The 11578-nt window shown below is 38.1% G+C and carries 13 protein-coding genes; 8 read left to right on the forward strand and 5 right to left on the reverse strand.

Annotated features, from left to right (window positions below):
- On the forward strand, positions 1-604 hold a 604-nt coding region (locus tag AC22ZQ_RS07835; RefSeq protein ID WP_318958226.1), incomplete at its 5' end, for a hypothetical protein.
- 221 nt (positions 605-825) lie between these two features.
- Here the strand turns inward: AC22ZQ_RS07835 and mtaB are convergent.
- The gene (gene mtaB, locus AC22ZQ_RS07840; RefSeq protein ID WP_318958227.1) at positions 826-2133 is read right to left on the reverse strand and encodes a tRNA (N(6)-L-threonylcarbamoyladenosine(37)-C(2))-methylthiotransferase MtaB; all 1308 of its coding nucleotides are present in this window, start codon (positions 2131-2133) and stop codon (positions 826-828) included.
- Positions 2134-2243: 110 nt separating this feature from the next.
- Positions 2244-2705 carry a transposase gene (locus AC22ZQ_RS07845; RefSeq protein ID WP_318958228.1) on the reverse strand — a complete coding sequence of 154 codons (462 nt, stop codon included), beginning with the start codon at positions 2703-2705 and terminating at the stop codon, positions 2244-2246.
- A 506-nt stretch (positions 2706-3211) separates the two neighbouring features.
- On the opposite strand from AC22ZQ_RS07845, the gene AC22ZQ_RS07850 reads away from it, so the two are divergent.
- Positions 3212-3928 (forward strand): hypothetical protein, encoded by a 717-nt coding sequence (locus AC22ZQ_RS07850; protein WP_318958229.1) that lies wholly within the window; start codon positions 3212-3214, stop codon positions 3926-3928.
- A gap of 1 nt (position 3929) precedes the next feature.
- Entirely contained in the window at positions 3930-4823 is an 894-nt protein-coding gene (locus AC22ZQ_RS07855) for an alpha/beta hydrolase (RefSeq protein WP_318958230.1), read from the forward strand.
- Positions 4824-5074: 251 nt separating this feature from the next.
- On the opposite strand, the gene AC22ZQ_RS07860 is transcribed toward AC22ZQ_RS07855, so the two are convergent.
- The gene (locus AC22ZQ_RS07860; RefSeq protein WP_318958231.1) at positions 5075-6043 is read right to left on the reverse strand and encodes a glycosyltransferase family 9 protein; all 969 of its coding nucleotides are present in this window, start codon (positions 6041-6043) and stop codon (positions 5075-5077) included.
- Positions 6044-6132: 89 nt separating this feature from the next.
- Here AC22ZQ_RS07860 and AC22ZQ_RS07865 point away from each other — a divergent pair, with 89 nt between their 5' ends.
- Complete coding sequence (locus AC22ZQ_RS07865) at positions 6133-6978, forward strand: OmpA family protein (RefSeq protein WP_318958232.1); 846 nt, start codon at positions 6133-6135, stop codon at positions 6976-6978.
- On the opposite strand, the gene AC22ZQ_RS07870 is transcribed toward AC22ZQ_RS07865, so the two are convergent.
- Positions 6965-7588, reverse strand: coding sequence for an NUDIX hydrolase (locus AC22ZQ_RS07870; RefSeq protein ID WP_318958233.1), 624 nt, complete (start codon positions 7586-7588; stop codon positions 6965-6967). The genes AC22ZQ_RS07865 and AC22ZQ_RS07870 overlap by 14 nt on opposite strands.
- A 7-nt stretch (positions 7589-7595) precedes the next feature.
- Between AC22ZQ_RS07870 and pyrE the strand changes: the two genes are divergently transcribed.
- Together pyrE and AC22ZQ_RS07880 are read left to right on the forward strand one after the other, a co-directional pair.
- The gene (gene pyrE, locus AC22ZQ_RS07875; RefSeq protein WP_318958234.1) at positions 7596-8246 is read left to right on the forward strand and encodes an orotate phosphoribosyltransferase; all 651 of its coding nucleotides are present in this window, start codon (positions 7596-7598) and stop codon (positions 8244-8246) included.
- A gap of 3 nt (positions 8247-8249) precedes the next feature.
- Positions 8250-8651 (forward strand): hypothetical protein, encoded by a 402-nt coding sequence (locus AC22ZQ_RS07880; protein ID WP_318958235.1) that lies wholly within the window; start codon positions 8250-8252, stop codon positions 8649-8651.
- Positions 8652-8656: 5 nt separating this feature from the next.
- Here AC22ZQ_RS07880 and AC22ZQ_RS07885 read toward each other — a convergent pair whose 3' ends face one another.
- On the reverse strand, positions 8657-9415 hold the full coding sequence (locus tag AC22ZQ_RS07885) for a biotin--[acetyl-CoA-carboxylase] ligase (RefSeq protein WP_318958236.1): 759 nt from the start codon (positions 9413-9415) through the stop codon (positions 8657-8659).
- Between the two features lie 76 nt (positions 9416-9491).
- Between AC22ZQ_RS07885 and rsfS the strand changes: the two genes are divergently transcribed.
- Both rsfS and ftsH read left to right on the forward strand, forming a co-directional pair.
- The gene (rsfS, locus tag AC22ZQ_RS07890) at positions 9492-9869 is read left to right on the forward strand and encodes a ribosome silencing factor (protein ID WP_318958237.1); all 378 of its coding nucleotides are present in this window, start codon (positions 9492-9494) and stop codon (positions 9867-9869) included.
- A gap of 7 nt (positions 9870-9876) precedes the next feature.
- The coding region (ftsH, locus tag AC22ZQ_RS07895; RefSeq protein ID WP_318958238.1) for an ATP-dependent zinc metalloprotease FtsH at positions 9877-11578 on the forward strand (1702 nt) is incomplete at its 3' end.

The raw sequence follows: 11578 nt of genomic DNA on the forward strand, positions 1-11578 counted from the left end.
AGCCGCTTTTACTTGGGGACTTAATGTTGAACGTGAATTGGCGAAAAACTTCTTTGCTTATTTTAACTACTCTTTCCAATATTTAGATCATGGTTACCACATTGTAAGGCCAAAAAGTTATCCGGCTCGTTTTAGTACAGAATATAATTCTTCTTATGAGTTTTCTATTGGTGGAGGATACAGGGTTGTCGGACCTAAAAATTACAATTACATTAATGTGAATTTAGGGTTGGTTCAAGGTTTTACGACAGGTACTTACCATGATACAATGACGGATACCCATCAAGCTGCAATGTCACAAGTTGCTGAAGGTGAGGTATGGCGAGTAGATAGAGAACAGTATGTTGAAAGACAAGTTTTAACTGCTGTGAGGTTAGGAATTTCTAAAGATTTAAAACTTTCGAGAAATGCTTATTTCTCTATAGCTTACAATTACCAATTGGGACTTTACACACATTCTCAAAACGATATGACTTACTTATTGCGTGGAGATCAACAAGCTTATACAGCCAACATTCAATCGAAAGGTTCTCGTTCTTCTATTATGTTTGGTTTGAAATATAGAGTGAACAATAGAGTGAAACGTCGCCCATTAGGGATATAAGCGGCAGCCCGGAGTACAAAAAGGAATGAAAAAAGTAGGGGGTATGCGACTAGAAGAAGCATACCAACCTACTTAAATTTGAATTGCTTTTTGTAGGAGGACTATAGCGTTTAGCCCGACTTTTTATTTTCATAAAAAGGAATGGCCAAAAAATAGATGACATAAAAAAAGTAGCCTTCGAAATTATCGGGCTACTTTTTTGGTATCTATTACTTTGGGTTTTAGACCAACGTTTCTATTTCTACGATTCCTTGTGAATTGATGCGCTTTAAATTTACTTTACGCATTTCATTGATATCAGTTTCGTTGTACGGTTGGGTTACCTTTACGTAATTCTCGGTAAATCCGTACATAAAGCCATTGTCGTTTTCGCCCTCCCAAAGTACTGTGAAGTCTTTGTTCAAGTTTTCTTCGTAGAACTTACGTTTCTTTTTATCGGAAAGAATATGCAACATTTTAGATCTGTCTTTACGCACGTTCATCGGAACGACATCTTTCATTTTCAAAGCTCCAGTATTCGCTCTTTCAGAGTACGTGAAAACGTGGAGGTAAGAGATGTCAAGGTCTTTCAATAAGTTGTATGTTACCATAAACTCTTCATCCGTCTCGCCTGGGAAACCAACAATTACATCAACCCCTATACAAGCATCCGGGTAAATTTCTTTGATTTTGTTAACGCGATTTACATAGAGTTCACTCAAATATTTTCGGCGCATCGCCTTCAATAATTTGTCAGACCCCGATTGTAAAGGAATGTGAAAGTGCGGCACAAATCGTTTTGAATTCGCCAAAGTGAATTCTATGATTTCATCAGAGAGTAAGTTGGGCTCGATAGAAGAAATTCTAAAACGTTCGATGCCTTCAACTTCATCTAAAGATTTCACCAAGTCAAAGAAGTTTTCTTCACCATTTTGTCCGAAATCACCAATGTTTACCCCTGTTAAAACTACTTCTTTAATCTTTGTGTCGGCAATTTTTTGAGCCTCCAAAGTTGTCTCAGCCACAGAAGCATTTCTACTTTTACCACGCGCTAAGGGAATGGTACAGAAGGTACAAAAGTAATCACATCCATCTTGAACCTTCAAGAAAGAACGCGTTCTATCTCCGTAAGAGAAGGAAGGGACAAACTCTTTGGTTTCCTTAATGTTTTCAAATTTCATTTGAGCTGTTTCTGCTTTCGCATCCATGGCTTCTAGGTGTTCGAGAATATTGAATTTCTCATTGGCACCCAATACCAAATCAACCCCGGGGATATTAGAAATTTGTTCAGGTTTTAATTGTGCGTAACACCCGATAATGATCACAAAGGCATTCGGATTAATCTTTAATCCTTTTTTGACCAATTGCTTACATTTTTTATCGGCATTTTCAGTAACACTACAGGTGTTAATTACATAAATATCAGGAGTGTCGTCAAAGTTAACCTTTGCGAAACCTGCTTCTTCGAAATCTCTAGCTATTGTAGAAGTTTCGGAGAAATTCAATTTACATCCAAGCGTGTAGAACGCAACTTTTTTATACTGATTCATAAGATTTTGCAAAGATAAGGAGTTTGGTTGAGATATTGAGGGGGATGTGGGGGGAAATGTTGGGGGGGAGCTTATTATGAATTTTTGACTAGTCGCATTCTTGCCAAGCTCTATTTCAATATCACGCTTATCAATGGTATAAATTTGTTTTGTCTTCGTTTGTTATAGTTAAAAGAGAATTCAAACATATATTTCTGTAAATGCAGAAAACTCACACCATGATGAGCACCACGTAACATTCTGTTCGCATTAGAAAGAAGTTTATTTAACCAGTTTTTAATGGTAGGTTTTACGGGGGAAAGAGGATTCTGATATTCTATGCCTTCTTGAGCATTGAATATTTTAGTACAACGATATCCTTTCATTCTTAATCTCTTTTCTTCTGAAAAACAATCTTTTTGGGTTTGGGTGGGAGTAATTAAGTTTATCTCGTCCTGACCTCTGGTCAATGATGTATGAATTGCTGAAATTGAATAATTCTTTAGTTCGTTTATGTTGTACTCTTCGTTACTATTATTGGATAAAATATACAAGAATTGAAAATACTCCTTTCCTAGTAATTCCTTGCCCATGGCCATTCGTATTTTCATACTAAGGTACCAGACAGTACGATACCTTTTTATTCCTAAAAGCCTTGATAATTCTAAGGTGGAATAGGATTTCTTAATATGAGTCATGAAAAATATGGCCTTAAACCAGGTCGTGAAATTGAGATTACTAGATTCCATAAAAGTGCCACTTTTTAAACTTATTTTCCTTCCACAGCAACAGCGCCAATACAGGTGTTTTGGTCGCCAATTATTAACTTTTGATTTGCATTTAGGACAGTTGATTCCTTTCTTTTCTCTGTGAATTTTTATAAAGGAAATACATTTTTTCTCTGTCCCAAAACGATTGATGAATTCGTTGAGGTCCATAATGAATTAGATTAGGTTGATAAAAAAGTTATGATAATTCTGAGTTGAAATCAAATAAAACTATTTGGCAAGATTACGACTAGTCAAAATAATTTTCCCTTCTTCAACCCCAACCCCCTCAAAAAAATCCCCTATCTTCCCCTTACCAAAAACACCCCGTCATGAAACTAAAACAACTCATCATCCCCCTTACCATTTCCTCCATCCTCTTCTCCTGCTCCAGCTCCCGCTTCATAGAACCGCTCGCTAAAAAGCAAAATGCGGTAAGTGCAGATTTTGGCGGACCGCTTGTGAATGTCCCCGGTGTGGCAACAATTCCTTTACCTTTTTCTAGTTTGACCTATGGTAGAGGACTCTCGCACAGTACAACCATTTACGGCAGCTGGCACACAACTGCCGCAGTGTTTGGAGTGGCACAGTTTGATTTAGGTGTGGTCAAAGAGGTGTGGTACAACAGGGACAGACACATGGGGATAAGCATCACACCCAGTGTGAATTTTGCAAGAGATGTTTTTGAGCAAAACACCAAGCTTTGGCCTATACTCGAAGCCAATTATTATTGGAAATACAACCAGCAAGGTGTGGTACAAGCAGATTTATTGTCGAACAGAAAAATTAAATACAATTTCGTGTATGCGGGAGTAGGGTCGTGGTTTGAATTGTCGAGTACAAGAGCGCACGATCAGCCGCAAAACAATTGGGCTTTTCCTATGGTGCAGGTCGGACATACTTTCCGACGCAACAAATGGAGCTTCTCCACAGAACTCAAAATGATGGTGCCTTATATGAGTAATCAAGACATCGTGCTCGACTATAAAAGTATCACCGGTGAAAGAGGAGCAACTGGAATTTACATAGGTGTAATTAAAAGATTTTAAGATGAAAAAATGGATCATATTTAGCGGAATTGCGCTGCTTGCCTTTACTTCATGTCGCAAGCGTTTAGACAGTTTTCTCTTCAATAATGCAGCGCTCACCGAATACAAATTAGATAATTATTCGGGCGAAGTAGCCCTTGAGGTGGGAGATGATTATGCTGTTCCCGTCGCAGCCATACATCCATTCGCGTTGGAAATGGATATAGAGGGTGTAAACGAAGAAGTACACATGGTCTATGCGGGTGATTTGTCTACCATAGATCAAGACACCGTTATTTTATACTGCCACGGAAACCGCGATCACATGGACTATTATTGGCCGCGACAAAAATTGTTGGCCAATGTTGGCGGACTCAACCGTTTGGGGGTATTGATGATGGATTACCCGGGTTATGGTATGTCCGGTGGCGCACCAACTGAGGAGAACATGTATCAAAGTGTTGCATTGGCCATGCAGTGGTTAAAAGACCAAGGTGTTACCAGTGATAAACTCATCATGGTCGGCTATTCTTTGGGAAGCGCACCGGCTTGTGAGTTAACGGCTAATAAAGCCGATTATCCCCTAGAGCCAACCAAACTAATCTTAGAATCTCCCTTTGCGAGTGCCGAAGTCATGGTGCAAGATGCCGCAGCATTGGATATGCCAGGGAGTTATTTTGTGAACCTTAAAATCGATAACGCTGAAGAAATAAAAAATATAGATATTCCACTTTTATGGATACATGGAACCGATGATGATTTCTTGTCTATAAAAACGCATGGAGAGCTTGTCTACGCCAATAAAACTGGAGATAAAACTGCCATTCGCGTAGAAGGTGGTGATCACAATAACCCACCGGCAATTATGGGCTACGATAATTATATTAAAGCTTTGGAGCAATTTATTTTTAATTAGGCAAACGGCCAGGCTATCCTTACAAGCTCACTCCCAAAGGCCAAGTATTACCAAAGCTTACAGCGGCTTCTTCCAGTCGCCGCTGTAAGCTAAGTAATCCTAAACCTTCGCCACGCTCACTTTGCATCCTATCCTTGTTTGAAAATTCTTCAATTCAGATGCGAAAGCAAATTTTTTTAAGATCCTTTATCCAAACTCCTTACTCATACTCAAAACTGTCTAGACATCTAATTGTCTAAAAGTCTAACCGTCTAAGAATCCAAATAAACATCATTCTTAAAGTCAATTTTATAGCCACAGTCAAAATGACCTTTAGGGCAGGCTTTATGCCCATGCAAACCACAAGGCTTGCAATCCATACTTTTGCTAATGATTCTAGATTGTTCTGCCAAAGGTCCAAATCCAAACTCGGGTACAGTGCTACAGTAAAAAGCTGTGGTTGGTGTATTCATAGCTGAGGAAATGTGCATTGGGCCAGAATCGTTCACGTAACAGTGTTGTGCGTCTTTAATCAAAGCGGCACTTTGCATGAGGTTTAATTTTCCGGCCAATACTTCAGCATTGTCTAATTCTTGTGCAATTTCCTCACATAATGCAAGGTCACCCGGACCACCAATAAGATAGATTTTATGGTTAAGGGTATGACCAAGTTCTATCCATTTCTCCTTGGGCATTTGCTTCGTAAACCAAACAGATGCAGGTGCAAAGCAAACGTATTTTTGTCCTTTGTACTGATTCACAAAAGCAAAATCTTTCTCAGCAGGATGGAGGGTAGGACGCAATTTTTTAGGAACACCGTGGTGGGCAATTAAACTTAAATTCCTTTCTACTTCATGCAAGTTTTTGGTTAAATCGTGTTTAACCTTTCTCTTAAAGAGGAAAGACAATGGATTTTTATCAAAACCAACAGAACTTTCAGCTTTACCAAAGGCAGTTAAAAATCCACTACTGGCAAAACGGTGCAGGTTAATGATTTCTGTATATTTTTCTTGAACAATTCGCTTTTTAAGGGCGCGTAGACTTTTGTATTTACCTTCTTGTTTGTTCCAAATCAAAACATTGTCTAGGGAGTAATGACCTTGAACCAAGCTTTCATTTCCCTTGCGCACCAATAGGTCTATTTGCGCGTCAGGATATTTTTCTCGTAAGGCGTTAGCTACAGGAGTGGCCAAGATTACATCTCCCAAAAAGGCCGTTTGTATGATCAGAAACTTTTGCATGCGGCTCAAAAATAGGTGAATTCTATAAATTCCATAAATTAATGGCATGAACTTGGAACATTTTCTTGTTCTATCCGAATAATACTTTGATGAGGTTAACTTTTTTATGCACAGTACTGCTAGTAACATTTACAACATTGTCTGCCGATTTGGAAGGGCAATGGAAGGGAATATTATCTATCCACCAAGATTTTTCTGACGAGCAAGCTATTTACCTGAACTTAGATAAAGGAAGTGAGCTTACGCGTATTGAATTAACGGATACGGATGTTTATGCCTTAAAAAGATTTAAGGTGAACGACAGTGATGCTTTTAACATAGAAATTGAAGAAATCAATTTTAAATCGAGAGCCAACAGCAGAGAAACTCCAAGGTGTAAATTGAAATACAACCTGAAGTACAACGATAGTACAGGCTACTTAGAAGGAACCTTTACCAGTGTAGATTGTAGAAATTATTCGGGTTACGTCATTTTATACAAAGCAGATTATAATTTTCCTGATCAGAAAAAGTCAGACCTTAGTCATTTGTGGGTGCACCGCTTAAAGATGGATTTAGACAAAGGTTTTTCAGCACCAGCCATTCGCAAAAAGGAGTTAGAGGATTTTAAATTTAAACCGATTTATTTTGATCATGATAAATCTGTGGTAAAAGCTGAATTTCATGCTTATTTAAAAGATATGATACGCGTGGTTCAAGGACATTCAGATATACGTATTAAGGTTACAGGTCATACCGATGCGGTAGGAACAGATGCCTATAACGTAGGCTTATCAGAAAGAAGAGCAAAGGCGATAAAAGACTTTTTTGTAACCCATGGTTTACCCGAAGATAAGTTAGAGATAGATTTTAAGGGGGAACGAGAGCCTGTTGATACAAATGCCACCAGCGAAGGTAAACAGCACAACAGGCGCGTTGATTTTAGCTTTGTTTAAAATGTTTATAAGCATCCATCACTTCTACAATTGAAGCAAAGGTGTTGTAGCGTATTTTATCTAAATTAGGTTTAGAAAACCATTTCACCTTCGTAATACCTTCTTCAATTTGCGGCGTTAGTTTTTCATCTCCATCATAGGTGAAACTGTACCAATAGGTTTTTTTTATAACATCTTTTCCATAGGTGTCATATATATGATAGGTTTCAATAATTTCATCTTCATAAGAAATATTTGAAATACCACATTCTTCTTCTATTTCACGTTGAGCACCCAAGATTGTATCTTCTCCTTTTTTGAGCTTCCCCTTGGCAATGTCCCAAAACCCATTGCGTTTGATGAACAAATACTTGTCGTGTTTCGTGTCACGAACAATTCCTCCAGCAGCTTCAACCCAGGCGTAATTTTCAAAAAGTTTACGCATAGCTTTCTTAGGCTCATCATCCACAATGGCGATTCTAATTTTACTTGAGGCGTTTCTATATGTACTCAAGATGTTTTTAAGTACAATTTCATTGAGTTTGCCTTTTATCAAGAAAGTATCGCTTTTCAACCCTTTTTCATTCTTTACAAAGTAGAGTGGCGTATTTTCAATAAAAACTTTATACATTTGCGGCATGATTTTAAATAAGGATAACGCTTCAAAAGTAGCAGAATTTTTGTTACAAATTAAAGCAATAAAACTTGAGCCCACATCTCCTTTTACATGGGCATCTGGTTGGAAATCTCCAATCTATTGTGATAACCGAAAAACCTTGTCTTATCCAAACATTAGAACTTTTATAAGACAAAGTTATTCTGAGATCATTTTGGAGAAATACGGTAAACCAGATGTAATTGCAGGAGTGGCTACAGGAGGAATTGCACAAGGTGCATTAGTAGCGCAAGAATTAGGAGTGCCATTTATTTATGTAAGATCTTCAGCAAAAGGTCACGGTTTGGGTAACCAAATTGAAGGTGATTTTACTGAAGGACAAAACGTTGTAGTTATTGAAGATTTGATTTCTACTGGAGGTTCTTCTTTAAAAGCTGTAGAGGCATTAAGAGAAGCTGGGTTAAACGTGAAAGGTTTAGCGGCAATTTTCTCATACGGATTCAAAATCTCTCAAAATAACTTTGAGGAGGCGAATTGTCCTTACGTTGTGCTTTCTAACTACGATATTTTAATGGATTTGGCCTTAGAACAAGGTGCTATTTCTAAAGAGGATTTAGTTTCTTTAAGAGAATGGAAAGAGAATCCATCTGAATGGTCTCCAAAAGAAGCTTAAGCCATGAAAATAGATAGTGAAAAAGTTGTTGTAAATGCGGATGTTACTACGGTATACGCCTTTTTAAAGGATGCCCACAACATTGGTGAGCTTTTGCCAAAAGATGATGTAAAAGACTTCACAGCAACAGATACAACATGTAGCTTTAAGGTACAAGGGGGGATTGTTATCACTTTGGAACAGAAAGAGATGATAGAAAATCAACAAATCATTATGAAAGCGGGTGCAAAATCTCCTTTTCCATTTGATTTAACAATTTTCATGTCGCCAGAAGGAGATAAAACGCAAGGTTATATTCACTTCGATGGAAAGGTGAACGCTTTCTTGAAAATGATGGTTCAAAAACCGTTGACCAACCTTTTCAACTACATGACCAATAAGATTAAAGAAAAATACGAGGCGTAATTCCTCTATACCATACGATCTTTGAAACGGATGGATTGATTGCGATAGCTTTCGATTCGTCCGTTTTCTTTTTGTAGTCGTAAATTTCCAAATTCATCTGTGTCTACAAGAATGGCATTGAATTCCTCCTGCGTTTCTGCATCTACAAAGGTACTTTCAATACCACGTAACCACAGTGCTTTATCAAACTCTTGTTTTAGTGTGTCAGCGCCTACTTGCTCCATACTATTCCACCTTTCTTGAAATGTATAGCAAAACTCTAACATAATGTTGTAAGGCGTGTGGTGTTTTCCGGAAGCTTGACTTAAAGAAATGCCCAAGTCATTTTCAAATGACTGCTGATTCAGATTTAGTCCTATCCCTACAATACAGGATTGAATTCCAAAAGGACCCCATTGATTTTCAATTAAAATACCGGCAATTTTTCGTTTGCCTATCAAAATATCGTTGGGCCATTTTATGTTGACATTTTCGGCGTGTTTGGTCAATACATCTTTCAATGCCAAACTTACGGCGTAATTTAAAGTATGTTGGTTGTTTTTAATTAGAGCATTGGGGGTGATGTATAAACTCATGGTTAGGTTAGAAAATGGGTCAGATTGCCATGTGTTACCGCGTTGACCTCTGCCATTTGTCTGTATATCTGCCAAAATAACAGTGCCGTGTGAAATTTGACCTTGCTTCCCCATATTGGCAGCATAGTTGTTCGTAGAATCTACACGTTCTAGATGAATAATTTTATGACCTATTTTTGTTTGCGTCATATCTGCAACAATGAGTTTAAAACACTGAGCGTAAAATTAAAATTTAATTAGATTTGTAGTACACTCAAAATTGAGAATGCATAAAGTAATAGAGAAAATAGATTCCCGAATTTTGGCCGAGACAATAGTCGAGGGAATGCAAGAGGTGAAGGCCAAAGACATTACCATCTTAGATTTAAGAGATATTCATAATTCAGTTACCGATTTTTTCGTGATTTGTAGTGGTGAATCTACCACGCAAGTAGAAGGAGCTAGTAATGCTATTGTAAGGCATACAAGAAAAGTTTTGCGCGACAAACCTTGGCATGAAGAAGGTAAACGTAACGGAGAGTGGGTATTGTTAGACTACGTGAACGTAGTGGTGCATATCTTCCATAAAGACGTAAGAAGTTTTTACGAGATTGAAGACTTATGGGCAGATGCGAAAAGAACAGATATTCCTAATTTAGATTAAAATAATAATGGCAAAAAAGAAGAAAAATCAGTATTCGATTTACTGGATATACGCTGGTATAGCAGTATTGATTCTAGGAGCACAGTTTTTCATGGGGTCTTCAGGAGGTAGCGATGTAAGTAGAGGTACTTTCATTGAACTAATGGAGAACGGATACGTGGAGAATGTTGTGTTGATTAGAAATCAGAACAGAGTAGATTTCCAAGTAACGGAAGACGGACAAAAAGCAATAGAGAACGGAAATTTCGATAACGCTAATGGGGATAAGAAAGATTATGATCGTATGAAGCGTATCATGTCGAATCAACCAAGCGCATTTTCGGCAAGAAGTAAACCGAAGTTTTCATTAGATATTTCGAGTCAAGAAGTATTTGACAAGAACTATGAAAAAGCAAATGAGAAATTAATTGCAGACGGTAAGCAGCCGTTGGGAAGCTATAACGTGAATAATGAGGTGAATTACTTAAGCCAAATTATCGCTTTCATTTTCCCTGTATTAATCATCATTGTAATCTGGATGTTCATCATGAGAAGAATGTCTGGTGGAGCAGGAGGAGGTCCTGGTGGACAAATCTTTAACATCGGTAAATCTAAAGCGCAAGTCTTTGAAAAAGGTAAAGGAACAGATGTTACCTTTAAAGATGTAGCTGGATTAGAAGGAGCTAAAGAAGAGGTTGAGGAAATTGTTGACTTCTTAAAGAACCCTAAGAAATACACAGAGCTTGGAGCTAAAATTCCGAAAGGAGCCTTATTGGTAGGACCTCCGGGAACAGGTAAAACCTTATTGGCAAAAGCCGTTGCAGGTGAAGCACAAGTACCTTTCTTCTCACTTTCAGGATCTGATTTTGTGGAGATGTTTGTGGGAGTTGGAGCGTCACGTGTGCGTGATTTGTTTAAACAAGCCAAAGAAAAATCTCCAGCAATTATCTTTATTGATGAGATTGATGCTATTGGTAGAGCCAGAGGAAAAAGTAACTCTATGGGGTCTAACGATGAGCGTGAGAATACATTGAATCAGTTGTTAACAGAAATGGATGGTTTCGGAACAAACTCTGGAGTTATTATTCTAGCAGCAACTAACCGTGCAGATGTATTGGATAAAGCATTGATGCGTGCAGGTCGTTTTGATAGACAGATTTACGTAGACATGCCAGACTTAAATGAGCGTAAGGAAATTTTCCAAGTTCACTTAAAACCATTGAAGTTAGATAAAGAAATGGACATTGATTTCTTGTCGAAACAAACTCCAGGATTTAGCGGTGCTGACATTGCTAACCTGTGTAACGAAGCAGCGTTAATTGCAGCAAGAAAACAAAAGCCTTTCGTAGAGAAGCAAGATTTCTTAGATGCCGTTGATAGAATCATTGGTGGTTTAGAGAAGAAGAATAAAATCATTACCAAAGAAGAGAAGAAGTCGATTGCCTTCCACGAGGCAGGACACGCAACTATCTCTTGGTTGTTGCAATATGCACATCCATTGGTAAAAGTGACTATCGTGCCTAGAGGTCAGTCTTTAGGAGCGGCATGGTACTTACCAGAAGAAAGAAGTATTACAACTACAGAGCAAATCTTGGATGAAATGTGTTCTGCATTAGGAGGTAGAGCTGCCGAGCAGTTGATCTTTGGTAAGATTTCTACAGGTGCGTTGAGTGACTTGGAGAAGGTAACAAAACAAGCCTACGCAATGGTATCTATCTACGGATTGAACA

The organism is Lishizhenia sp., assembly GCF_057456495.1.